Raw genomic sequence first — 24275 nt, 5'->3', positions numbered from 1 at the left:
GAGGTAGCAATAATGACGCGTACTGCAAATGAGTTTCTAACTCCGCAAGCGATCAAGGTCGAAGCGGTTAGCGGGACCTCGGCAAAAGTTATTCTGGAACCATTAGAGCGTGGCTTTGGTCATACTCTTGGTAATGCTTTACGTCGCATCCTTCTTTCTTCTTTACCTGGCGCAGCTGTGGTTGAAGTTGAAATTGAGGGTGTTGAGCACGAGTACAGTACCTTAGAAGGCTTGCAGCAGGACATCGTCGAGCTCTTGCTGAACCTGAAAGGATTGTCTATTAAGCTATTCGATCAAAATGAAGCTTATTTGACATTGGAAAAACAAGGTCCAGGTGACGTTACTGCAGCTGACCTTCGTTTACCGCATAATGTTGAAGTGGTTAACCCTGAACACTTGATCGGCACTCTAAGTGCATCAGGCGCGTTAAAAATGCGTTTGAAAGTGGCTCAAGGCCGTGGTTATGAAACATCTGACTCACGTTTCCCAGAAGGTGAAACTCGCCCAGTGGGTCGTTTACAGTTAGATGCTTCTTATAGCCCGATCAAACGTGTGTCTTACATCGTAGAAAATGCGCGTGTAGAACAACGTACTGACCTTGACAAGCTGATCATTGATCTTGAAACCAACGGTACTGTTGATCCTGAAGAAGCAATCCGCAAAGCGGCAACAATCTTGCAACAACAAATTGCAATCTTTGTTGACCTTCAGAAAGATCAGGCACCTGTGGCTCAAGAACCTCGTGAAGAAGTTGACCCAATTTTGCTTCGTCCAGTAGATGATCTAGAGCTTACTGTTCGTTCTGCTAACTGTTTGAAAGCAGAAAATATTTACTACATTGGTGATCTTGTACAGCGCACCGAGGTTGAGTTACTTAAAACACCTAACCTGGGTAAAAAATCGCTTACTGAGATCAAAGATGTTCTGGCATCGAAAGGCTTGCAGCTCGGCATGCGTTTAGAGAACTGGCCACCAGCTAGTCTCCGCATGGACGACCGCTTCGCTTATCGTAGCCGTTAATTAAGTAGGACTATTCACCATGCGTCATCGTAATAGTGGTGTGAAATTAGGCCGTACCAGCAGCCACCGTAAGGCGTTGTTCCAAAACTTAACCAATGCTTTAGTTGAGCACGAGTTAATTAAAACAACTTTGCCTAAAGCGAAAGAACTTCGCCGCGTTGCTGAGCCTTTAATCACTTTAGCTAAAAACGATACAGTTGCAAACCGTCGTTTGGCGTTTGCTCGTACTCGTAATGCAGCAACTGTTGGTAAATTATTTACCGTTCTTGGCCCTCGTTACAAAGAACGTAACGGCGGTTATCTACGTGTTCTTAAAGCGGGCTTCCGTGCAGGTGATGCTGCACCGATGGCTTACGTTGAACTTGTAGATCGCGAAGTTAAATAATTTCGCAAGAGCAGTTCAGTTGTTCTAAAAAAGGTCGGTTTTTTAAACCGGCCTTTTTTTATGGCTATTTGTCTGACAATTTTTCTACTGTGTCCCGAATTGATATAAATTTTATCGCCTTTTATTAAACTTGACATTGAGTATTGTCAAATTTGTGCTTTAATAAAAACAGAACGTTGAACAGGTATAAAAACAAAATGGACAAGCATGTTGATATTCTAATTGTGGGTGCGGGCATCTCTGGTATTGGTCTGGCCGCGCATCTTTCCAAACACTGCCCGCAGCGCACCTTTGAAATTATCGAGCGTCGTGAGAGCTTTGGTGGCACCTGGGATTTATTTAAATATCCAGGTATCCGTTCCGATTCGGATATGTCGACCTTTGGCTTTAATTTTAAGCCCTGGACGCAAGACAGCATTCTGGCTGATGGCGCTTCAATTAAGAACTATCTGTCAGAAGTGATTGCAGAGTATCAACTGAAATCCAAAATTCATTTCCAGCATCGGGTGCTGTCTGCCAATTATGATAGCCAGACCCAGAAATGGTCTGTCGTGATTGAAAATGCACAGGGCAAAAAACAGACCTGGATCGCCAATTTTGTTCTGGGGTGTACCGGTTATTACAATTATGATCAGGGCTTCCAGCCGGATTTCCCGAATCAGTCGGCATTTAAAGGTACTTTTATTCATCCACAGCATTGGCCGGAAAACTTCGATTATTCTGGTAAAAAAGTGGTGATTATTGGCAGTGGTGCTACCGCTATTACCTTGGTGCCTGCAATGGTCAAAGGCGGTGCAGCGCATGTCACCATGCTGCAGCGCTCACCGACCTATATTGCTTCCATTCCATCGGTAGATTTTATCTATAACAACATGCGCAAGGTGTTGCCGGAGGAGCTGGCTTATAAGCTGACGCGGGCACGAAATATTGGTATGCAACGCGGTGTGTATGCGCTGGCACAGAAACAGCCGAAGCTGCTGCGTAAATTTTTATTAAAGTCAATTGAGATGCAGCTGAAAGGCAAAGTGGATATGAAACACTTTAGCCCGAGCTATAATCCATGGGATCAGCGTCTGTGTGTGGTGCCAGATGGAGATTTGTTTAAAGTGCTGCGTGAAGGGCAGGCCAGTGTTGAAACCGACCAGATTGAAGCCTTTACCGAACAGGGCATCCAGTTAAAATCTGGCAAACATCTCGACGCAGATGTGATTGTGTCGGCTACCGGTCTGCAAATTCAGATTTTAGGCGGGGTTAAAGCCACCATTGATCATCAGCCTTTGGATACCTCGAAACATATGCTGTATCAGGGTGTGATGGTCAGCGATGTGCCGAATATGGCCATGATTATTGGCTATATCAATGCCTCCTGGACTTTAAAAGTTGATATTGCTGCGGATTATATCTGTCGTCTGATTAATCATATGGATCAGCAAGGCTATACCGAAGTGATTGCGGAAGGTGATCCTTCAGAGTTGATGGAAGACACTGTGATGGGCAGTTTAACTTCGGGTTATATTGCCCGTGCCGCGAATGTGATGCCAAAGCAGGGTAAACATGCACCTTGGCGGGTGAGTAATAATTATCTAAAAGACCGCAAGGATTTAAAACAGGCTTCATTTGCTGATCCAGTGCTGAAGTTCCGTAAAGCAGTCAGTGAACCCGCACGTAAACCTAAACTGGTGTCTTAAGCACACATCATCATGATCGTGCAATGAACAAAGGAAGCTCAATTGAGCTTCCTTGTTGTTTATATCGGGTTCTACGCTTGTAATGCGTTATAGGGAGCGGGAAATCAGCTCTTTCATAATTTCATTGGTACCGGCATAAATCCGGTTGGCGCGATTGTCTAAATACGCACGGGCAATCGGATATTCCAGCATATAGCCATAGCCGCCATGCAATTGCAGACATTCATCCACCACTTTGGAAAACAGCTCCGAGATTTTGTATTTGGCCGCCGCTGCTGCATCAACACTTAGCTGATCTTCGAGCTGCAGTTCCATACACCGGTCCAGATAGGCACGGCAAAAATCAATTTCAGTGCGCATTTCCGCCAGTTTAAAGCGGGTATTCTGAAAGGCACCAATCGGTTTACCAAAGGCTTTACGTTCTTTGGTGTATTGTAGGGTATGCGCAAAGGCTGCTTCGGCACCGGCCTGACAGATAATCGCCACAATCATGCGTTCCCAGGCCAGCTCTTTCATCAGCATGATAAAGCCCATACCTTCCATCCCGAGCAGGTTTTCTTTGGGCACTCGCACATTATCAAAAAACAGCTCGCAGGTGTCCTGACCTTTCATGCCAATTTTATTCAGCGGTTTGCCTTTGCTAAAACCGGCACGATTTGCCTCGACCATAATCAGCGATAGGTTGGCCGAACCTTTGTCGCTATTGCCAGTTTTACACACCACAATCGCCATATCGCATAAATAGCCATTGGTAATAAAGATTTTTGAGCCGTTAATGACGTATTCATCGCCCTCTAAAACTGCTGTGGTGCGTACCGCTTGTAAATCTGAGCCTGTGCCCGGTTCGGTCATGGCAATGGCAGTGACCACTTCACCTGTCGCCATTTTCGGCAACCAGTACTGTTTTTGCTGTTCGTTGCCAAAGTTATGAATATAGTTGGCGACAATATCGGAATGCAGCGAGAAGCCGGTGGCCGAGTCGCCAGCATAGGCCTGTTCTTCAATCAGAATCATACTGTAGAGGCGATCTACCCCGGAGCCACCATACTGCTCTGGCATGGTGGTACACAGCAGCCCCAGTTCACCGGCCTTGTTCCATAAATCGCGGTCTACATGCTGTTGCTGTTCATATTTTTCCGTATTCGGCAAAACTTCCTTTTCATAAAACTTGCGCACTGTATCACGGAATGCCTCATGCTCACTCTGAAATAATTTTCGTGGCAACATGTTGTTGAGTGGGCGAATTGCAGCAGATTGCATGGTTAGAGTTCCTTCACTTATTTTTATGCCTTGAAACTAAAGCAAACAGAGCCGGCAGTACAATGTGCAGAAACATCATTTCTGGCTTTTTGCTGGCGGTTTTGGTCAGTCCGATAAATTCATCGAAACTTTTTCTGGGCTGGGTTAAACTAATTGCGATATCAATATGATGTGGACCAAACCATGAGTGAAGACATTAGCTTAGAAGAGCGTAAAGTGATTTATCGTGCCCGTCGCGGTTTAAAGGAAATTGATGTCTACTTTGATCCTTATGTAAAAAACTATTATTTAACCGCTGATCCGGAAGAAAAAGCCACGTTTGCTGCGCTGGTTGAACAGGAAGATCCGGATTTACTGGACTGGTTTATGGAAGTGTCTGAACCGCCACGCCCGGAAATGCGCGAGCTGATCCGTAAATTAAAACACTATGTCCACGGCTAAGCGCGACTTTCAGCTGAAACCGAGCCGTCTGGCACTGCTGTTTCAGCTGAGCCTGCTGATTCTATTTTCTGTTTTAAGTTTTCAATTATTACATCCGCTGCTTTGGCTGCTAGGTCTGCTCCTGGCGGCTGTCAGTTATTACGGGTTTCAGCGACGCTCCCAATTAACCGCCTTGGCGCATTTAGATGGGGCAGAGTGGAGTCTGCAGTTTAATTCTGGCTCCAAGATTCAACGCGGTCTGCTCGAGCATATTCTGGATCATCAGCTGTATCTGGTGCTGTATTTTCATCATGCACCGGTCAAATCTGCAGTCATCTGGCGTGACCAAGTTTCGTTTGCAGAGTGGAAAGCCTTAAAAACATTGGCAAAAACCATCTAATTGTCAGACAGTTGTATATTTTAATATAAAAATAAGATATTGATTTTAAATAAATTTATAAAGTCTATCATTTTGTTTGTTCTACACAGTCACGGTAAATTGGCAAAAAATACCGATTGTTGGACAAAAGCCTCTTGTGTTTGAAAATTATCCAGATATATTAAAGACACCAACAGCAAACAGGGAAATCGCCAGGGTGATCGCCACGTGAATGTTTCTGGTCATCGCAATTGTGTTCAATTGTGGCTGGATGATGAGGAAGCTTGCTGAAGGAACGAATTGCACCAATAAAATGCCCGTAATTGGGTTCCAGTTAATAAGTAGCATGTGCTGAACCGTCGCAATGCTACTTTTTTTTGCCTAAAATTTGGCTTTCCTGCAAATTCAGTCAATTTTCTTGCCCGCTTTTCATGTCAAAGTACAGCTCTCAGATTAGAGTAAATGCTCTTTTATTCAGATAATGCATCTGATATGTTTGTTGCCATGGACATAAACACAATTATAGAGGACAGGAAAATGTCGCAAGTCCAAAAAATCTGCCAGGGTGTGGCGGTTATTGCATTCACAACAACACTTCTTTCCGGCTGTTCACAAGTGGTGAAAACCGGTGCCAATGTGGCTTTAGGTTTTACAGAAAAACATATTGTTCCTCCCATTCTGGCTATGGATGATGCCGAAATGGTCTGTAGCAGCGGCAATTCCTTGACCCCTGCAATTATGGCCACCAAAGATATGGGGGCAGACCCGACCCGGGTTGCGGTGCTGATGTATTCAGCCGCCGGTATCTGTGCGGAAAACCGTGCCCTAGATGCCGAGCTGCGTTATTTGCGTGCGTCAAAAGCCGGACAGGTCAGTGAAGCGCAAGATGCCCGGATTGAACAGAAACGCTGGGCGGCTATTGCGGCACAGCGCCAATATACCGGTTATCAGTTATTCCAGAATCGCTGGGAAAAGAAATACAGAAAACCACTGGGTGAAGGCTGCCCGAAAATGAACAGCGATATTGATCAGACCGTGTATTTGCTTGGCATGATCAGTGGTTTACAGGCCATGACCAATGATATTAACTCTGGCGGTGCGGTGCATGTGCCTAAAGATATTGCTGCCGTGGTCGAGCGTGGCATGACCTGTCTGAACAATGAAAAATTCTGGGGTGCACCACAAGCCACCCGTGCCGTGATCTGGACCTTGTTGCCAGGTGCGGGAGATGGCAAACCGGAGCCGTATCAGACCCTGAAACAGTCGATGCAAATTGGTGAGCAGAAAGGTGTGCGCCTGTCGCATGCCCTGTATGCAGTGGCCGCGCAGGCCAGCGGCGATGATGCCAAGATTCGTGATGCGCTAAAATCATTTGCGGCTGCACGCACCGAAGAAAAACCAATTAACCCGCAATTCAAGCTAATTGACAGCATGGCTGCCACCATGGTGCAGGGGATTTCAGACCGTTACTGGACTGAAAATACCGGGGTACGTACTGCCGATGATGGCATGAGCCGTTTCTGGGATGAGCAGGACAATGCGTCTGAACTGGATGATTTATTTGGTGAAGATACAAGCGCTGATCCAGATACGGAACTCAACAATCTGTAAATAGTCGCTACGAGGAGGACGCTTTATACTTAAAAGATTCAACAGGGACAACGACATGACACTTCATTTTTTCAGTAAGAAAATTATTTTTATTGCCGTGTTTATGTCGCTGGCGGCCTGTTTGCAGGTGTTTGCGGATCATTTTATTTATTGGCGTCCTGCTCTGTTACAAGAATTCTGGCGCTTGTGGACAGCGCATTGGGTGCATGTGGGCTGGGTGCATTATCTGCTGAATATTCTGGCCTTTGCCTGTTTGCCTTTTATTTTTCCGCGGGTCAAAACCTGGCATTTTGTCAGCCTGTTATTGCTGTTACCTCCGGCTATCAGTTTCAGTTTCTATGTCCTGTTTCCACATATTGAAGCCTATGCCGGCCTGTCTGGGGTGCTGCATGGAGCCTATATGGCGGTGGCAGTAGTGCATCTGCTTGATGCTCAAGAACGCCGGTTTGCTGCGCTGGTATTGCTGCTGATTCTGGCCAAACTGCTGTGGGAAAATACCTTTGGCAGTAAGGAAACGGCCGAGCTGATTGGTAGCCCGGTACTGGTCGAGGCACATTTGCTGGGCGTGATCTGGGGTGCGGGATTGGCGATGGTCTACCTGATCTATACCTACAGCTTGAAAAAGTGATCCAGTTGACCATTTCTACCAAAAAGAAAATGAATATTGTCATTTTAAATGAATGTACTTTGATGCACATTCGAAAAGAATGACAACAAGATTTGAATAGCAGCAGGATGGCTGCTTGCTACAGGATGCGCGAAATACGGCCCTGTTGCCGTTTCCGAAAATAAAAAAACAGGAAAAAATATGTCAAATCAAGGACAACGCAGATCCGGACTGGATCTGCTCAGATATATATGGACAGAATGGATTTCTGCCTTTGTGATTCTGGTGCTGCTGCTGCTGACGCTGATCATTGGAACCGGTGAGATGATTCACGGCCAGCTGTTGCGTATGGGCGAACGTCTATACGGTGATCCTGCCACCGGCATGCAGTATTCATTCTTGCGCGCTGAACCAAGTGCCCCTGACTGTGACCGTAATCCAGATATTGACGGCCAGGTGCAGGCACAAATGAAAGCTAACGCGGCCGATGAATTTGCCGATATTTTTGGAACCCCGTCTGAATCGGATGTGCGTGCCTCAATTATGGCCGCGCAGCAGGTCTGTGAAGAAAAATATGTGTTCTATGATCAGGCTGTGCAGCATATGCAGGCGCATCCAAGTTTACGCACCTATCGCAGTGTAGAAACCACTTTCTTTGGCATCTTTAAATTTGGTACGGAAAACCGTGCCTTGCTGCTGGTGTTGATGGTGGTGTTTGCGGCGATTAGTGCCACTTTAAAAACCCATCATATTGGTTTGCGTGGGCCTGCCACACGAATTGATTATCGGATATATACCACCTGCATGACCGTGGCCAATGCCTTTCTGGCGTTCTCGGCCTATAGCCAGTATCGTTCGGTGCTAAATTCCGGGGTGCCGATGACCGGTGAAATGCAGATCATTTACTGGTTGTGGATGATCCTGTTCAGTGCGCTGACCCTCATCAGTTTATGGCAGTTTATTCGCCCGCCTGCACCAACGCGAGAAGGGGGCAGTCTAGGTCTGGCTTTCCTGAGTGTACCGCTGTATGCCTATATGGCCATTATTACCGGTATTGCCTTTACCTTCTTCATGGATTATCCAATGGGGCAGGGGATTTACCTGGGCCAGCTGGTGGAATTCTCCAGCATCTTCCTGAATCTGGCGCTGTTTATCTGGGCCGGTATGCTGCTGAAACAGACCCGTGTGGTGGATAAATTCCTGAACATCATGCGGCCATGGAATCTGGCACCCGAAACCCTGACCTGGTTAATCCTGATTGGTGCGGCATTACCGACAGCCTATACCGGTGCCTCGGGGATTTTTGTGATCGCGGCCGGTGCCATCATTTATAAAGAAGTCTGGAATGCTGGCGGGCGCCGTCAGTTTGCCCTGGCAGCAACGGCTTTATCTGGTTCGATGGGGGTAGTCTTACGTCCATGTCTGCTGATTGTGGTTGTTGCCTCTTTAAACAAGGAAGTCACCACCGATGTGCTGTACCACTATGGCGTGTATGTATTCCTGCTGACCACGACCATTTTCCTGGTGGTATCGCTGTTCTTTGCTGAAAGTAAGTTCCGGATTGCTTCACCAGCTGTGGCTGCACCACGATCTTTACGTGCCATGGGTGCGGTGGTGCCGTATGTGATTATTTTCGTGCTGATCTGGATGTTCTACAAATATGCGCTGGACACCAACCTGAACGAATTTACTGCGCCGGTGATGATGCCTGTGATTCTGCTGTTAATTGTCCTGTTTGATAAATTGCGGCATGAACCGGCGCCAATTCCACCAGTAGGTCATTGGGATGAAAGCCTGACAGCAAAATATACCGATTCATCGCAACCGGCGCTGGCGACCGCCAGTGCAGTCAGTGGTGTGGAATACCGCGATGGCGTACATACTGCAACTGAGGATACTGGCATGTCGGCGGATCATAGCGTGGCGGTGTCCGAGCCGGAGCGTGAGGTTGGCTTCTGGAAGTCGATGCACATTTCCATTAGTGAAACCGTGGGGCATATTGGCGCGCTGGTGATTCTGATGGCCTTATCGGTCAGTGTCGGCGGCTTCCTGGAACGGATTGAAATCATGGAGGCTTTCCCGACTGATATCAGTAGTACCTTTATTGTGATTAGCCTGATTGTACTGGTGATGGTACTGGTCGGCATGATTATGGACCCGTTTGGTGCGGTCATCCTGATTTCTGCCACGGTGGCACCGGTAGCCTACCAGTATGGGATTGAACCGGTACATTTCTGGATGATTACCCTGATTGGCTTTGAAATGGGTTATATCACCCCACCGGTCGCGCTGAATCACTTGCTGGCGAGGCAGTCGATTGGCGATGAAGAAGTGGCGGCGGCAGATGCCGAAGTGCGCCACAAATCCTTCTACTATCGTTTTGAGCGCTGGATTCTGCCGATTCTGGTGATGCTGCCAGCGATGCTGATCATTGCCTATGTACCATACTTCTTTAAACTGTTTGGCTGGTATCAGTAAGCCAGCCGTTCAACCGTGATGATGACCATACCCTGATCTTTTGCGAAAGGTCAGGGTATTTTTATGGCGCCTGTGTAGGACTGGCTTTTTTAAACAGCGGGCTGCACAGTAAAATCGCAATTAAAATCAGGCCAAAGCCGAGCAGGCTAGACAGATCTGGCAATTCCTGCCAGAACAAAAAGCCCCAGATGCCGGCAAAAATAATCGCAATATAATTTACCGGCCCAATCTGACCAGCAGGTGCCAGACTATAGGCCCGCGACATAAAAATCTGGCTGATATTGGCCAGCACCCCGGCACTGATCAGCAGGCCCAGTTCACTCCATTGATAGCTTCGCCATAGCCAGAACATTGGAATGACTGAAATCAGGGTGCCAATCAGGCAGAAATAAAACACAATCCGTTCTGGTGGTTCGGTTTGCGTCAGGGCGCGCACAGTGACAAAGGCCATTGCGGCCAGAAAACTGGCGCCCAGACCAATGATCGACAGATGATTGAACAGGCCGACATCTGGTTTGGCCACACAGAGTACGCCCATTAGACCAAACAGGGCGGCGATCAGCATGGCAGCACTGACTTTTTCTTTCAGGAATAACCAGGCAATGAGTGGAATAAAGATCGGGGAAGAATAGGTAAACACCATCGCGTTGGACAGTTTAAGCTGGGCAATGGCATAGAAGAAGCCATACATCGCCAGCAGACCGACCACACTACGCCAGGTATGCATCCACAGACGCCGGGTTTTAAAAAAGCCGAGGCCTTTATTGAACAGCAGCGGCAGAAAAATAAACAGGCCAATAAAATTACGGAAGAACACAATAGTGGCATTGTCGACCGTATGCGAGGCGTAGCGGATACACACGCCCATGAGCGAAAACAGAAAAGCAGAGAGGGTGATTAAGCCAATGGCTTTGATCAGATCATGCTGAGGCGTGGAGGCAGTCATCATCAACCCGGGCGAGGAATAAGGATGTATTCTAGCCGGTTTAACGCAGACTGCCGGTCATAATTATTGCTGTTTGAGCTGGGCTTCGAGCAGCTGAATCTGTTCTTCTTTCAGGCGAATCAGTTCATCAGCATCGGCGTGCTGGGCATTGAGCAGTGCGGCCTGATCATCTAGCTGTGCCTGCAGGTCTTCTAGTTTGGCCATTTCTTCTTTGGCCAGGGTCGCGTTGGTAGCAACCGGCTGTTTCAGAATATCTTCACTCACCAGTTGCTGTGGTACTTCTTCCAGCTGCACCGCTGGTTCTGCTTTGGCTTTGGCCGCAGGTGCGGCCGGCTGACTTAGCAGCTGGGCTTCAGGTGTTACCTCTGCGCTCTGGTTTTGGCTCATCCATTGATAAGACAGCACCACAAGTACGATTACGATCAGGCCCCCAATAATGGCCCATAATAGTTTTGAGCTATTTCTCTGATCAAGCGTCATGAATAAATGAACCTTAATTTTTTACTTAGGATGACGTGGTTTAAATTGAATCACACCCACTTCATCAGGCGCTGCCGGTGGCTGAGGTTCATCGACATGGGTTGGGCGATTTTCGCTATAGCCACAGTCGATACATTCAATCCATTCATCATCACCTGAGGTCAGCATGACCACCCGATCCATAGCCTGGCATTTTGGACATTTTGCGCCTGCAATGAAACGACGTTTGATGGTCATCATACTGATCCTGTGTTCAAATTAAGGCCCTAGTTTAAGCGTTTTTAATTGGCTTCGTCCAACCTTGATGACGCAATAATGCATCTATTTTTGGCTCGCGTCCGCGGAAATTGATAAACGCGTCAAGTGCTGAATCTTTTCCGCCAACTGCTAGAATAAACTGCCTGAACTGCTTTCCGGTCTCGGTGTTAAATACCCCTTCATTTTCGAAGCGATCGAAGGCATCGCTGGCCAAAACTTCGGCCCATTTATAGGAATAATAACCGGCCGCATAGCCCCCGGCGAAGATGTGACTGAAGCTATGCTGGAAGCGGTTGTAATCGGTGGTTGGCACCACCGCATATTTATACCGGATTTCATTCAGCACATCCTGAATCTGGCTGGCGGTCAAGGCCGGAGTCATGCGGTGAATATTCAGGTCAAACAGGGCAAATTCCAGCTGGCGCAGGGTCTGCATGCCGGACTGGAAGAAGCGCGCATTCAGCAGCGCCTGCAGTAAATCATCCGGCAGGGTGGCCTGTGTGTCGATATGCTGACTGAGTACATCCAGGCTTTCTTTGTCCCAAGCCCAGAATTCCATAAACTGGCTTGGCAGTTCCACAGCATCCCAGGCTACGCCGTGAGTGCCGGCCACCGCAATGTTGTCGACTTCCGTCAGCATATGATGCAGGCCATGCCCAAATTCATGGAATAAGGTCAGTACTTCATCATGGGTCAGTAAGGCCGGCTGATCCCCCACGGGCGGGGTGAAGTTACAGACCATATAGCAAATTGGCTGTTGCAGGCCCTGGCTTTGCTGCATGCGCGAACGGAAACCGCTCATCCAGGCGCCGCCGCGTTTGCCCTGACGGGCATACAGGTCAAAATAGAAACCGCCAATTACCTGACCCTGATCTTGCAGTTCAAAATAACGGGCGTCTGGATGCCAGACTGGTGCTTCACGCTCGATAATATCCACATCGTATAGACGTTTAACGATGCTAAATAAGCCATCAACCACTTTTGGCGCCGGGAAATACGGTTTCAGTGCTTCCTGAGACAGATTGAACTGGGCCAGTTTCAGCTTTTCTGAATAGAAACTGGTATCCCACGGTTGCAGCTGCTGAATGCCATCTGCTGCGGCAATGGCTTTCAGTTCGGCAATTTCCTGTTCAGCTGGCTGACGGGCATGTTCGGCCAGCTCAACCAGGAACTGCTCAACTGCTTCGACACTTGGTGCCATTTTGCTGGCTAATGACAGTTCGGCATAGTTGTTAAAGCCGAGCAGCTGGGCCATTTCCTGACGCAGGCTTAAAATTTCTTCCATCACCGCGGTATTGTCAAAGGCCTGATCGGCCGACTGGTCAGAAGCACGGGTGGTATAAGCCTTATATAACTCTTCACGCAGGCTGCGATCTTCAGCATAGGTCATAATGGCCAGATAGGACGGGAAATCCAGCGTCGCAACCGGCTGCTCCAGCTCACGTTGCTGGCCATACTGCTTGAGTAATTCCACACTGCTGGCAGGCAGGCCGGCTAGTTGTGCTTCTGTGAGCGGTTTAAAGTAAGCCTGTGTTGCATCCAGTACATGGTTGGAAAAGTCAGAGGACAGCTGCGACAGGCGCGCTGAAATTTCCGCATAGCGTTTTTTCGCTTCACCTTCCAAGGCCACACCTGACAATTTAAAGTCACGCAGCGCCAGTTTAATTGCGCTTTGTTGCGCTGCGGGTAAGTCATTAAACGTCACTGCATCATGAACCTGCTGATAGGTCTGATACAGCACCGTGTGCTGACCGAGCTGGGTATAGTATTCGCTCAGGCCAGGTAACAGTGCCTGATAGACTTCACGGGTTTCGGCATTGTTCATCACCGCATTCAGGTGCGAGAGTACGCCCCAGCTTTCGCTCATCTGGTTTTCCAGATGATCGACCTGCGCCAGAACCTGCAACTGTGCATCGCTACTGGCCGGAATGTCTTGGAGTTGCTGTAAAAAGGCCTGCCCTTGGGTGATGGTCTGTTCAACCTGTTGTTTTAATTGGGGCAGCGTAATCTGGTCAAACTGGGGTACTGGCAGGGTTGCCTGTTCTAATGTCATTGCTTTTTTCCATGTTGAAGTCCTGTCTTAGCAATAGATGTAGGGCCTCCAGCGTGGGAAATCAAGCGGTGTGTACAGAATTGCTCAACTTCATACAAAAAAGAGCGCCGTGGCGCTCTGTTTCTGATGGGTTGCTTAGTCCAGTTTGGACTTGGCATTGGATTTTTTCTTTTTCACTTTGGCTTTTTTCTTGACCTTGTCTTTGCTTTCGGCCTTGGCAGTGACTTTTTTCGCCGGCTTTTTGCCATAAGAGCTCGGCTTGGATTTGGCCTTTTTCTTCTTCAATGGCTGTTCGCCATCTTCACTCAGGGCAAGCTTGACTGGACGATCATTGGAGATTTCTTCGGTGGCTTCAGCACGCGGCGCGGCTTTCGCCACACGTGGTGCACGGCTGCGGATCGCGCGGCCGGCATGGGTCAATTGCTTGACCAGCTCGAAATCAATCTTGCGTTCTTCCAGGTTGACTCCGGCCACTTTAACTTTGACTTCATCGCCCAGACTAAAGGTCTGACCGCGTGACTGACCGACCAGTGACTGGCTGGCCTGATCAAACATAAAGAAGTCATCGCCCAGCTGGCTGACGTGAATCATGCCATCGACATACAGATCTTTCAGCGTGACAAACAGACCAAATTCGGTCACGGCAGAAATCACCCCGACAAATTCTTCGCCTAAATGCTGCTGCATATAATGACATTTCAGCCACATGGTCACAGAGCGGGAAGCTTCATCGGCACGACGTTCGGTTTGCGAGAAATGCTCACCGGCATCATCCAGCGCGGCACCCGAAATCGGATATGGTTTCTGGGCCAGATGCGCTTTAATGGCACGGTGCAAGAGTAGATCCGGATAACGGCGAATTGGCGAGGTGAAGTGAGTATAGGCTTCATAGGCCAGACCATAGTGGCCGGCATTGGCCGCGCCGTAATAGGCCTGCATCATCGAGCGTAACAGCACCGCATGAATACTTGGCGCATCAATGCGGTCTTTGGTGGCATCAATCACGGCCTGATAATCGGCCTGGGTTGGCTGTTCCGGGAAATTCAGTCCCAGCAGTTTTACAAATTCACGAACTTTCTGAATCCGTGAAAACTCAGGTGGTTCATGCACACGGTACAGCATCGGAATATCATTTTTGAGCGCAAATTCTGCCGCCGCCACGTTGGCCAGCAACATGCACTCTTCAATCAGTTTATGCGCATCATTACGGGTTCGCGGCAGGATTTCCTGAATCCCGCCGAGTTCGTCGAAGGTCATATAGGTTTCGACGGTTTCAAATTCCATAGCATGACGCTGGGCACGTAAACCTTTGAGTACCTGATACAGCTGAAACAGGGTATTTAGCGATTTGCGTACATCCCGGTCTTCCGGAATGGCAGCGCTGTCGCCGTCAAAATATTGCGCCACCTGGGTATAGGTCAGACGGGCTTTGGAATGCATTACCGCAGGATAGAATTCGAATTTGGTCACCCGGCCGGCACGGGACAGGTTCAGGTCACAGACCATACACAGACGATCTACCTGCGGATTTAGCGAACATAAGCCATTTGATAAGGCTTCTGGCAACATCGGCAAGACAAAATGCGGGAAATAGACCGAAGTGCCGCGTTCCTGAGCTTCATCATCCAGCGGTTTGCCCGTGCGGACATAGTGGCTGACATCGGCAATCGCGACCACTACGCGGTAACCACCCCCTGGACGTTTTTCTGCATACACCGCATCATCAAAGTCGCGGGCATCTTCACCATCAATGGTGACCAGAGCTAAATCACGTAAATCGACCCGGCCCTCACGGTCTTTGGCTGACGGTTCTTTAAAACTGTCGGCATCTTTTAAGACATTGTCCGGAAATTCATACGGCAAACCAAACTCTAAAATGGTTTGTGGAATGATGATTTCAGTGTCGGCTTTATCGGCCATCGACTGCACCACATGGCCGGTGGCAAATTCTTCACGGCTTGGATAGTCATCAATGGCGACGCGAACTGAATCGCCCAGATTCAGTTTGGCGTGTTCAACCAGCTCTTTTTCTAAAGTCACCGGCTGATGGCTGTTCGGATTGCCCGGCTGAATAAAATATTCACCGTCATACATCGACAGTTTGCCAATGATCTGTTTCACACGGCGCTGCTGGACTTCGGTAATAAAGCCCCAGGCTTTGCCTTTGCGATCGACCGAGGTCTGGCGCACTTTGACGCGATCGCCATTAAACACCAGACGCAATTCACGCTCGGGTAGCAGGATGTCATTTTGTCCGTCAATATGAGCAGAACCCAGACCTTTGCTATTAATGTAGACCGTGGCTTCATGGGTAGGCTGCTCGGCGGCAAGCTGGAACTTGAATCCGTCTTTCATGAGCTGGCCATCACGCACCATGGCAATTAAGCGGTGGCTCAGGGCATCAATACTTTTCTGATCGGCAATTTCAAAATATTCAACCAAGTCGGCATGCGACTGGGCCTGTTGCAGTTTTTCAATACTTTCAAGAATCAGTGTGCGACTTGGAATCGGATTATCGTAACGTTCGGCTTCAGCTTTTGCTTCAGGATCGACCCAGTTTTTCATCATGTCTTTGGCTTCAAGTCAGAAGATAGGTTTAGCATAAGTCATGCAGCGTCAGACTGCACGTAAATGATTGCAATAATGTGTTTTAAGTCTTTATTTTAAGATGATTGCGAGTAGATAAAATCACATTCCCCGTAAATTTGCAGAAAATGCCAGGCTAGAAGCAATAAATTGTTTAAAAAATATTTAATTGAGCAAAAAACTGCAAAAAATAGAGTGACTGCGCTTGCAGTGCTACAGTTAAATTTGTATTATGGCGGCACGTTACGGTGAGATGGGTGAGTGGCTGAAACCACGTCCCTGCTAAGGACGCATACGGGCAACTGTATCGAGGGTTCGAATCCCTCTCTCACCGCCACTTTACTTATGTCGCGCTCATAGCTCAGCTGGATAGAGCACTTGGCTACGAACTAAGGGGTCGGGAGTTCGAATCTCTCTGAGCGCACCAATAAGTAAACCGGGAAATAACGCAGTCTGATATAGACGACACAAGTGACGCGCTCATAGCTCAGCTGGATAGAGCACTTGGCTACGAACTAAGGGGTCGGGAGTTCGAATCTCTCTGAGCGCACCAACTTGAACAATTAACCGCACATGTTGCGGTTTTTTTGTGCCTGCAATTTGGCTACTCAGCTGCATCCGCCGGCTTCCTTATTTGTTACAATTTCAACTGCAATTTAAAACCTGTATAAAATCAGCGCACAAATACATGATTTGTCCAATATCTATCCATTTGGTTGCATTTTTATGAAATAAGACTTAACAAATACCGAAAAGCCCGTATAATGCACCCCATCAAGACGTCGCGCTCATAGCTCAGCTGGATAGAGCACTTGGCTACGAACTAAGGGGTCGGGAGTTCGAATCTCTCTGAGCGCACCAATCTTGATAAAGAATTCTGAAAAAACCGCACATGTTGCGGTTTTTTTGTGTCTATAATTTACTAAAACATTCCCGCATTATTTGATCTTCTGTTGAATCTTTAAGGTCAGCACAGTATTGCCACCCAATGCCGGCAGCAGCTCGTGATACGGCATACTGCGCATGGCGCGTAATAAAAACGGTGCCTGCGCATCAATGTTCATGGCACTGGTCACATTCAGTAAACTGCCCTCAACTTGCGGCAAAATCTGCATGCCGCCTTGCACATAGCGTAAATCTCCACCCACCGCCTGAAACTGCTGCTCCAGAGCGCCTTGTGCCTGAAAACGCAGTTTAAAATCAAACGGAATCTGAATCACGCCCAGTCCGACCGAAATTTTATAGTCGGCATCCAGCTGCCGGGCAGAGGACTGCTGAATATGAACTTTTTTAATTTGCCGTGGAAACAGGTGCTGGTAGGCCTGCGGTTCAAGCCAGGGTTTTAGCTTGCTGGCCGGCTGGGCATAGTACTGATAGCTGCTGCTAAAACGCATGATTTCCTGCTTTGCACCATAGGACACCTGATAGGCCGGTAAAATAAAGGATACGGGTTCTTGTGATTTCTGGCTGATCTGCCGGATTTTGTTCATCTGGCTGACACTTAATTCAGGGGCTGGTACGTCGCCGGCGGGTAAGGCTCGGGGTGTGGTGCTTTTAAATTTACGTTGCAGTGCTTCCAGAATAAAGGCATTGGTGCCGGCCGGCAGGCCCAGTTTGGCATCGGGCAGGGCATTCAGGATGGTACGAAATAAAAAGCCTTTGGGCTGCGCCAAATCTCCCCAGTGCGTGACCGTGACCAGCGTCTGATGGGCCGACAAGGCAAACCATTCTATTTTTCCGGCGCCATACGGAATGGGTGCGTCAATCACCAGGGTTTCAATACTGTTGTCGGTGCGCTGATGTTGCAGAATCACATCGTCTTTAAAGTTCAGCACCGGAATGGGCGTGGGAATATGAATCCGGTATTTGACCTGACTGATGTGCTGGCGCTGCTCCAGCATCTTGGCGCTTTTGAAGGTCGGAAACAGCTGGGCATAGCCTGAATAATCACTGAGCAGTGCCGCAACTTTGTGACTGGGCACTGGCAGCACCACCGCAGCACTATAAAATTTACCCCGTTTTGTGGATGCGAAAGTTGGCAGCTGAATCGGTTGCGCGGCATGCGCATAAATCAGAATTCCATCTCCGGTCAGCGCGGCCAGCTGCTCGGCACTGCTGCCATAGCCTTGTAAACTGCCTGGCATTTTTCCTGTCCAGCGAACTAAACTGGCCCAGGCAGAAACCGGCAGCAGCAGACTGCAAAGCAGGGCGATCAATCGGGTGTGCGTCTGTGGCATAAAACATCCTGTTTTTGCTGTGGAGATGAGCGAATCATCCCGTTTTGAATAGGGTTATTTTTTGAATGGTGGTTGCAGCATCATCATGACAGCACTGGCGAGAAAAAGAATAAGGAAATCACCTATTCTGGTGTAATATTTAGCGTAATTTAACTGATTTGATGATGAGCCGATGTCGGAACTCAAGCCTGCCTTGTCGCTACGTTATTTTTTAAATCTGGAAGAATCTCAGGATGGCTTTGCTCTGGCCACCTTTGGTAAAAAACAGTTTACCCGTTTTATTACTCCATTAATTAGTGTCGGGATTATTGCCTGGGGCATTTATTTGGGCCTCGATGGTGTAGGTCGTTACTATCTGGCGCTGGGGGTATTTTTTCTGGTGCTACAGATGCTGATGCGCTACTGGTTCCTGCCGATGATGTTTAAGCGTCAGTTTGTCAAATACCAGTTTGGAAAAAGCGAACAGGGCATTGCGCTGTATCAGGATTATGCCGAGATTTCTGCCAATGGCCGTGACAAAGTGGTGCATTATAACGAAGTGCAGAATTTTGCTTCAGGCAAGCTGACCTATATGATTGAGCTGAAAAACCGCATGGTGATTATTGTGCCAAAACGCGTGTTTGAAAGCACAGCCGATCAGACCCTGTTTGAAAATACCTTTAAAAAATAAGCCTGTTAAAACCATCACATCATAAGAGGGAAGATCATGAATACACGTCCATCGAAAATTGTCTGTGTGGGTCGCAGTTATGCGGATCATGCCAAAGAACTGGGCAATGCGGTTCCTGATCGTCCGGTGCTGTTTATCAAACCGCCGAGCAGCCTGCGTCCGTTATCTGCCGGGATTGCCTGGAATCCGGCCTGGGGCAGCTGTCATTATGAATGTGAACTCAGCCTGCGTATTGACCAGCCCTTAAAGGCAGAAACCGATCCGCAAAAAGCCTTGCAGGCCGTGGGGGCGGTGACTTTGGGGCTGGACCTCACTTTGCGTGACTTGCAGGATGAACTGAAACAGAAGGGCCATCCATGGGAACGAGCCAAAGCCTTTGATGGGGCTTGTGTACTGGCAGACTGGGTCGATGTTGCAGAAATTAATGACTGGAAAGATGTGCACTATACGCTGCATATTAATGACGAACTGCGTCAGCAGGGGCATACCGCGCTGCTGATTTTTGAAATTGGTGCGCTACTGGCTGAAATTAGCCACAGTTTTAGTTTGGAGCCGGGCGATGTGGTAATGACCGGTACTCCGGCCGGGGTGGGTGCCTTAAAGGCCAATGACCAGTTAAGTATGCGTTTGCAGGGCAAAACCCGGGAATTTGTCTGGAGCACTTTTGTTCAGGCTTAACCGCCTCCCCAGACGACGAGGACTGCAATTGCAGTCCTTTTTTATGGCGCTTTTCGAGCCTTCCTGGTTTCAGTCTTTGAGTAAATCCTGAAACTTGCTATGCAGCTTCATCAGTTTGGGTGGAATTACAAAGTTGCAATAGCCTTGCGTCGGGTTATTGGCAAAGAAGTTCTGATGATAGGCCTCTGCCGGATAAAAACGCGGTGCAGCGGTCACTTCGGTGACCACAGGGATGCCTTCTGCCTTGAGCTGCTGGATCATCTGTTCGGCCTGTTGCTGCTGCTTCGGATTTAAATAATAAATCACCGAACGATACTGGCTGCCGACATCATTGCCCTGACGGTTAAGCGTGGTCGGGTCATGGGTGGCAAAGAACACATTTAACAGCTGGGTATAGCTGATTTGACTGTCATCGAAATCAATCAGAATGACTTCAGCATGGCCGGTATCACCATTGCACACCGCTTCATAATTTGGATTGTCCATCTGGCCGCCGGCATAGCCACTCACCACTTTGGCCACACCGCGCAGTTGGAGAAATACCGCTTCGGTACACCAGAAACATCCACCACCAAAAATTGCCTGTTGCATAGGGTCAGCCTTCTGTTTTCAATCGTTCATAAAAAAGGTCTGCAAAGGTGCAGGCCGGTGCAGTATTAACGCGGTTGTACGGCACTTTCCAGCTGAATCAGCAAATTGCCATAACGATCCAGCAGTTTCAGGGTTTTACCAAAGACCTGATAATGGGTCACTTTGGCCAGTGCTTCATTGAATTTCTGATCAATGCCATTGCTGTTGAGGCAGGCCATACGGGTGCCAGCCATTTGGCTTAGCGTTAGCGTGTCACGGCCGGCGCTGTAGCTGCCCATAATCCGGTTACAGCCATCGGCACCGCTAACGCGTTGGGTGGCGCTATCAAATTGCAGGCTTGGAATATTGTGGGCAGTCGGTTCGGTGCGAACCGCGGTATTGCCAATCTGGGTCACAATCCAAGTGCGGTTTTGCAGCTGGACAAGATTGGCAGTTTCAACGGTAGCACCCGGGGTTGGTAAAGTTTCACAGCCGCTAAAAACTAGGGCTGAACCTAAAAGGGCAACGGCAGCAAGATGTTTAAGCATATGGATTTCTCTTTATTTTAAAGCTGATGGATGTATCTAAACCAATTTTAAATTTGATCGCCAGTTAAAATTGTATCATTGATTTGACGGAGCGCCAGGAGCGGATGGCGCGGGCAAACCCTGCCGGATTAGTGCTGAAAATTGTGCACTATCCAGCTGGCCCGGCTGTTCCACACGCGGATTGATATAAGCGCGCTGATACCAGCTTTCAATGCTCAAGCTCTGATCAAGCGCCTGTAAATCATACAAATAATTGGGTAAATAACCCGAAGCTAGCAGGCGATAATCGGTGGGCAAGGTCTGGTTGGATACTGCCTGCACCATGTCAAAGACCAGGGTAGTGCAGTTACTGGTCAGGGTGTTATACCATTTGGGCTGTTGTGCCAGTTCATCGGCTTTGGTCAGATATTCCAGAAACAGGGCTTTTTGCATTTCTTGCGGCATCTTCAGCGGGAAAAAATAGACCTGTTCACCGCGAATATTACTGCGGGTATAGATAATATCTTTTTCATCCGCCGCCACCAGACTCAGTTCATATTTGCGGAAGAATCCGCCCAGCGAAGAAAATTCTTCATGGCGTTCTTTGCGGATTTCAATCGAAAAAGTCAGCGGTGCGGCATTGGCAAAATCGAAACTGACCAGGGTGTGGGCAATTTGTGGTCCCATCCAGTAGGAAGTGATGATGTTGACGCCCCGAATCTGGTTCAGGTCATAATGGCGACTTTCCCAGCGCTGCTCGTAGGAACCATCGCTGTGCCAGTTAAAGTTACGCACATTGTGCAGAATGACCTGATCGCCGTGACGCTCGGAATGTAACAGCTGCGCCACCTCGGGATTCCAGTCGCGGTCCTGGCGAGGTGGCAGGCCAAAATACCAGAGCTGGCTGCACAGAAACACCAGCAGATAAATCAGCACATCCAGTTTACGGCTAATCAGATGCCGGCTGATATAGATGCCCAGAATGCTCATGGCAAAGGCAATCCACAGGCCAATCAGGATCCGGCTAAACAGCAGTCCAAACGGCTGCTGAAACCACAGGATCAGCACCAGCCAGATCGAGCTGCCAATTACAAACAGGCTAAACAGGCCATGCAAACTGCCTTGAATCAAACGCTGTGCCAGTTCGGGCTGTTGGGGTGTCTGCATGCTGATGAATTCATTCAGAAAAATAAGCTTTATTTTCGGTAGCTGGCAAACTCAAATGCAATGCCAGTTTTGTCATCCAAATGTTGCTCGGCACTGACTTTCTGGAACGCTGCCGGAATTTCCGGATAATGCGCATCGCCCTGCACATCCAGCTCGACATGGGTCAGTTCCAGACGGTCGGCAATATCCATGGTCTGTTTAAAGATTTCACCACCGCCAATAATAAAAATACTGTCCGGCTTTTCTGAAGCCTGCACATCAGCCACGGCCTGAGTTAAAGCTTCTTCAATTGAATAGGCGACTTTGGTGCCCTCAAAGGCCCAATTTGGATCTCGGGTAATCACCCAATTGACACGTTTCGGTAAGGCACGACCCATTGATTCCAGGGTTTTACGGCCCATCACTACCACGCCGCCCTGGGTAATTTCCTTAAAATGTTTTAAGTCGGCAGAAATATGCCATGGCAAATCATTGGCTTTTCCAATACAGCGCTGCTGATCCATGGCCACCACGTGTACAACTTCTAAACCTTGAAATGCCATGCTGTTTCATCCATATCTCATGCGAAAAATTAACCCTATTAAAATGTAAAATCCCCCTCGATGAAAGGGGGATGGGGCATTTGTCCGGAATTAATTGGCTTTAAACCGCTACCGGGGCCTTAATTGCCGGATGTGACTCATAACCGACAATTTCAATATCTTCAAATTTAAACGCGAACAGATCTTTGACGTCCGGGTTCAGTTTCAGCTGGCACAGCCCCAGCGGTTCACGACTGAGTTGCAGTTGTGCCTGTTCAAAATGGTTGGCATATAAATGGGTATCGCCGCCGGTCCAGACAAAATCACCAACCTCTAGATCACATACCTGGGCAATCATATGGGTCAGCAGCGCATAGCTAGCAATATTGAATGGTACACCCAGGAAGACATCGGCACTACGCTGATACAGCTGGCAAGAGAGTTTGCCGTTATGAACAAAAAACTGGAACAGGGTATGACAAGGTGGTAATGCCACCTGACCGGCTTCCTGCGGATTCCAGCCCGATACAATTAAACGGCGTGAATTCGGGTTGGTTTTAATCTCATTGATTAGCCAGGAAATCTGGTCAAAACCATCCTGATTATAGCTGTTATCGGCATTTTTGCTGGCGCCAAAGTTGCGCCACTGATGGCCATATACCGGACCAAGCTCGCCTTCAGGACGGCCGAAACGCGCGGTCTGTTCTGCAGTTGACCATTCATCCCAAATCGTAACTTTGTTGTCCTGCAGATACTGAACGTTGGTATCACCTTTCAGGAACCATAACAGTTCAATCACAATTGAACGGAAATGCACTTTTTTGGTGGTTAACAGCGGAAAACCCTGAGACAGATCAAAGCGCATCTGATGACCGAATACAGAACGGGTTCCCGTGCCGGTACGGTCGCCTTTGTCGCCGCCGTGGTCAAGGATATGTTGTAACAGGTCAAGATATTGGCGCATGAAATTCTCTCAATCAAATAGTGATGTGGCTCCTGTGTCGACCTTCATTGCAGCGCAAAAGGCTGGCTGTGTTGAAGATCTTGGCTTTAAATGAGCACATAAAATTGCAGCCATCATAACATTGATGCCGGGCCGAGATAAATATTCATCATCATTAAAAAAGGCATCTTAAAAAAGATGCCTCAGCAAAATAGGAACAGCCTATGCGGTTGGCCGGCCGGTGTGCGGGGTGTAAATCAGGTCACTCAGGTCATAACCCAGACTTTTGGCCTGCGCCAGATATTCATTTTGTGTGGCTTCATCCAGCTGTGGATGACGATGCAGCAACCATAAGTATTTGCGGCTCGGGTCACCGACCAGTGCGGTCTGATACTCCGGATCAAGTTTTAAAATCCAGTAATCACCTTTGGTAAACGGAATCCAGCGCAGGCCTTCTGGCAAGAAGCTGACTTCCAGCTTGCCATGTTCAGCATCGACCGGGGTGGCTTCACCAATCGATTCATCTAGTTGACCCTGACCATCCAGACGGCGGTTTTGCACACGCACTTTGCTATCTTCATTCAGGCTGTAGGTGGCGGAAATATCGGTACTGTCTTCGGGTTCATGGCGCATTGGCAAACGGGCAATTTCGTACCAGGTGCCCAAATAACGTTGCAGGTTAAAACCGGAAATGGTGTTCAGTTCTGAATTCATAAACAACTTCCTGAATGATTTTCATAAAGACTGCAGTTATTCTAAGCAGGCTGAACGGGATTCGGGTTATTGTTGTT

Annotated in this window: 24 protein-coding genes and 4 tRNA genes; 14 read left to right on the top strand and 14 right to left on the bottom strand. The window is 48.3% G+C overall.

The annotated features are described in order from the left end of the window. Nucleotides 1-12: 12 nt before the first annotated feature. The 3 genes from FTT89_RS04890 (at nucleotide 13) to FTT89_RS04880 (ending at nucleotide 3093) form a co-directional block, all read left to right on the top strand. The gene (locus FTT89_RS04890; protein ID WP_005180245.1) at nucleotides 13-1020 is read left to right on the top strand and encodes a DNA-directed RNA polymerase subunit alpha; all 1008 of its coding nucleotides are present in this window, start codon (nucleotides 13-15) and stop codon (nucleotides 1018-1020) included. 19 nt (nucleotides 1021-1039) lie between these two features. Continuing rightward, nucleotides 1040-1405, top strand: a complete 366-nt coding sequence (gene rplQ / locus FTT89_RS04885) for a 50S ribosomal protein L17 (protein WP_004754212.1) — start codon at nucleotides 1040-1042, stop codon at nucleotides 1403-1405. A 197-nt stretch (nucleotides 1406-1602) separates the two neighbouring features. Further along, nucleotides 1603-3093: an NAD(P)/FAD-dependent oxidoreductase gene (locus FTT89_RS04880; protein WP_104483957.1), complete on the top strand. Its 1491-nt coding sequence runs from the start codon at nucleotides 1603-1605 to the stop codon at nucleotides 3091-3093. A gap of 87 nt (nucleotides 3094-3180) precedes the next feature. Here FTT89_RS04880 and FTT89_RS04875 read toward each other — a convergent pair whose 3' ends face one another. Beyond that, nucleotides 3181-4353 (bottom strand): acyl-CoA dehydrogenase family protein, encoded by a 1173-nt coding sequence (locus tag FTT89_RS04875; RefSeq protein WP_075167404.1) that lies wholly within the window; start codon nucleotides 4351-4353, stop codon nucleotides 3181-3183. A gap of 183 nt (nucleotides 4354-4536) precedes the next feature. Between FTT89_RS04875 and FTT89_RS04870 the strand changes: the two genes are divergently transcribed. Both FTT89_RS04870 and FTT89_RS04865 read left to right on the top strand, forming a co-directional pair. Continuing rightward, complete coding sequence (locus FTT89_RS04870) at nucleotides 4537-4794, top strand: succinate dehydrogenase assembly factor 2 (RefSeq protein WP_005180238.1); 258 nt, start codon at nucleotides 4537-4539, stop codon at nucleotides 4792-4794. Then, nucleotides 4781-5173, top strand: a complete 393-nt coding sequence (locus FTT89_RS04865; RefSeq protein WP_005180237.1) for a hypothetical protein — start codon at nucleotides 4781-4783, stop codon at nucleotides 5171-5173. Before FTT89_RS04870 ends, FTT89_RS04865 begins: the two co-directional genes overlap by 14 nt. Nucleotides 5174-5320: 147 nt before the next feature. On the opposite strand, the gene FTT89_RS04860 is transcribed toward FTT89_RS04865, so the two are convergent. After that, nucleotides 5321-5500, bottom strand: a complete 180-nt coding sequence (locus tag FTT89_RS04860) for a hypothetical protein (RefSeq protein ID WP_127801044.1) — start codon at nucleotides 5498-5500, stop codon at nucleotides 5321-5323. A gap of 189 nt (nucleotides 5501-5689) precedes the next feature. On the opposite strand from FTT89_RS04860, the gene FTT89_RS04855 reads away from it, so the two are divergent. The 3 genes from FTT89_RS04855 (at nucleotide 5690) to FTT89_RS04845 (ending at nucleotide 9848) form a co-directional block, all read left to right on the top strand. Continuing rightward, nucleotides 5690-6763 carry a hypothetical protein gene (locus FTT89_RS04855; RefSeq protein WP_005180236.1) on the top strand — a complete coding sequence of 358 codons (1074 nt, stop codon included), beginning with the start codon at nucleotides 5690-5692 and terminating at the stop codon, nucleotides 6761-6763. A 55-nt stretch (nucleotides 6764-6818) separates the two neighbouring features. Then, nucleotides 6819-7391, top strand: coding sequence for a rhombosortase (gene rrtA / locus FTT89_RS04850; protein ID WP_168393915.1), 573 nt, complete (start codon nucleotides 6819-6821; stop codon nucleotides 7389-7391). Nucleotides 7392-7571: 180 nt separating this feature from the next. After that, entirely contained in the window at nucleotides 7572-9848 is a 2277-nt protein-coding gene (locus FTT89_RS04845; RefSeq protein WP_168407008.1) for a TRAP transporter large permease subunit, read from the top strand. A 61-nt stretch (nucleotides 9849-9909) separates the two neighbouring features. Here the strand turns inward: FTT89_RS04845 and FTT89_RS04840 are convergent, their stop codons facing one another. The 5 genes from FTT89_RS04840 to rnr form a co-directional block, all read right to left on the bottom strand. Beyond that, a complete protein-coding gene (locus FTT89_RS04840) occupies nucleotides 9910-10797 on the bottom strand; it encodes a DMT family transporter (RefSeq protein ID WP_373684864.1) in 888 nt (295 codons plus the stop codon). 60 nt (nucleotides 10798-10857) lie between these two features. Further along, nucleotides 10858-11274: a hypothetical protein gene (locus FTT89_RS04835; protein ID WP_016658541.1), complete on the bottom strand. Its 417-nt coding sequence runs from the start codon at nucleotides 11272-11274 to the stop codon at nucleotides 10858-10860. 21 nt (nucleotides 11275-11295) lie between these two features. Continuing rightward, a complete protein-coding gene (locus tag FTT89_RS04830) occupies nucleotides 11296-11505 on the bottom strand; it encodes a YheV family putative zinc ribbon protein (RefSeq protein WP_171065117.1) in 210 nt (69 codons plus the stop codon). 40 nt (nucleotides 11506-11545) lie between these two features. Then, entirely contained in the window at nucleotides 11546-13585 is a 2040-nt protein-coding gene (locus tag FTT89_RS04825; protein WP_180006597.1) for a M3 family metallopeptidase, read from the bottom strand. Nucleotides 13586-13720: 135 nt separating this feature from the next. Beyond that, nucleotides 13721-16153 carry a ribonuclease R gene (gene rnr, locus FTT89_RS04820; protein WP_168405330.1) on the bottom strand — a complete coding sequence of 811 codons (2433 nt, stop codon included), beginning with the start codon at nucleotides 16151-16153 and terminating at the stop codon, nucleotides 13721-13723. Nucleotides 16154-16418: 265 nt separating this feature from the next. On the opposite strand from rnr, the gene FTT89_RS04815 reads away from it, so the two are divergent. The 4 genes from FTT89_RS04815 to FTT89_RS04800 all read left to right on the top strand — a co-directional run bounded on the left by FTT89_RS04815 (nucleotide 16419) and on the right by FTT89_RS04800 (nucleotide 17032). Next, nucleotides 16419-16508: transfer RNA gene (locus FTT89_RS04815), tRNA-Ser, on the top strand. Nucleotides 16509-16521: 13 nt separating this feature from the next. Then, nucleotides 16522-16598 (top strand) — tRNA-Arg (locus FTT89_RS04810). Nucleotides 16599-16647: 49 nt separating this feature from the next. Next, nucleotides 16648-16724 (top strand) — tRNA-Arg (locus FTT89_RS04805). A 231-nt stretch (nucleotides 16725-16955) separates the two neighbouring features. Further along, nucleotides 16956-17032 (top strand) — tRNA-Arg (locus FTT89_RS04800). Nucleotides 17033-17109: 77 nt separating this feature from the next. On the opposite strand, the gene FTT89_RS04795 is transcribed toward FTT89_RS04800, so the two are convergent. Further along, nucleotides 17110-18408 carry an SRPBCC family protein gene (locus FTT89_RS04795; RefSeq protein ID WP_180006598.1) on the bottom strand — a complete coding sequence of 433 codons (1299 nt, stop codon included), beginning with the start codon at nucleotides 18406-18408 and terminating at the stop codon, nucleotides 17110-17112. Nucleotides 18409-18580: 172 nt separating this feature from the next. Here FTT89_RS04795 and FTT89_RS04790 point away from each other — a divergent pair, with 172 nt between their 5' ends. After that, nucleotides 18581-19078 (top strand): YcxB family protein, encoded by a 498-nt coding sequence (locus tag FTT89_RS04790; RefSeq protein WP_005180217.1) that lies wholly within the window; start codon nucleotides 18581-18583, stop codon nucleotides 19076-19078. A gap of 36 nt (nucleotides 19079-19114) precedes the next feature. Beyond that, the gene (locus FTT89_RS04785) at nucleotides 19115-19756 is read left to right on the top strand and encodes a fumarylacetoacetate hydrolase family protein (RefSeq protein WP_016658545.1); all 642 of its coding nucleotides are present in this window, start codon (nucleotides 19115-19117) and stop codon (nucleotides 19754-19756) included. Between the two features lie 69 nt (nucleotides 19757-19825). Here the strand turns inward: FTT89_RS04785 and msrA are convergent, their stop codons facing one another. The 6 genes from msrA to FTT89_RS04755 form a co-directional block, all read right to left on the bottom strand. Next, complete coding sequence (gene msrA / locus FTT89_RS04780) at nucleotides 19826-20347, bottom strand: peptide-methionine (S)-S-oxide reductase MsrA (RefSeq protein WP_168390906.1); 522 nt, start codon at nucleotides 20345-20347, stop codon at nucleotides 19826-19828. Between the two features lie 65 nt (nucleotides 20348-20412). Beyond that, on the bottom strand, nucleotides 20413-20874 hold the full coding sequence (locus tag FTT89_RS04775) for an META domain-containing protein (protein ID WP_005180208.1): 462 nt from the start codon (nucleotides 20872-20874) through the stop codon (nucleotides 20413-20415). A 75-nt stretch (nucleotides 20875-20949) separates the two neighbouring features. Next, entirely contained in the window at nucleotides 20950-22020 is a 1071-nt protein-coding gene (locus FTT89_RS04770; protein WP_160240947.1) for a DUF4105 domain-containing protein, read from the bottom strand. A 29-nt stretch (nucleotides 22021-22049) separates the two neighbouring features. Beyond that, nucleotides 22050-22562: a dihydrofolate reductase gene (locus FTT89_RS04765; protein WP_016658548.1), complete on the bottom strand. Its 513-nt coding sequence runs from the start codon at nucleotides 22560-22562 to the stop codon at nucleotides 22050-22052. A 100-nt stretch (nucleotides 22563-22662) separates the two neighbouring features. Then, nucleotides 22663-23505: a thymidylate synthase gene (gene thyA, locus FTT89_RS04760; protein WP_005180203.1), complete on the bottom strand. Its 843-nt coding sequence runs from the start codon at nucleotides 23503-23505 to the stop codon at nucleotides 22663-22665. 201 nt (nucleotides 23506-23706) lie between these two features. Next, nucleotides 23707-24198: a lipocalin family protein gene (locus FTT89_RS04755; RefSeq protein WP_005180198.1), complete on the bottom strand. Its 492-nt coding sequence runs from the start codon at nucleotides 24196-24198 to the stop codon at nucleotides 23707-23709. Nucleotides 24199-24275: the final 77 nt, after the last annotated feature.

This window comes from Acinetobacter sp. YH01025 (assembly GCF_013420185.1).
Taxonomy (GTDB): Bacteria; Pseudomonadota; Gammaproteobacteria; order Pseudomonadales; family Moraxellaceae; genus Acinetobacter; species Acinetobacter indicus.
Note: the sequence above shows the minus strand (reverse complement) of the source record. Positions and strands in the feature narration are given on the sequence as shown.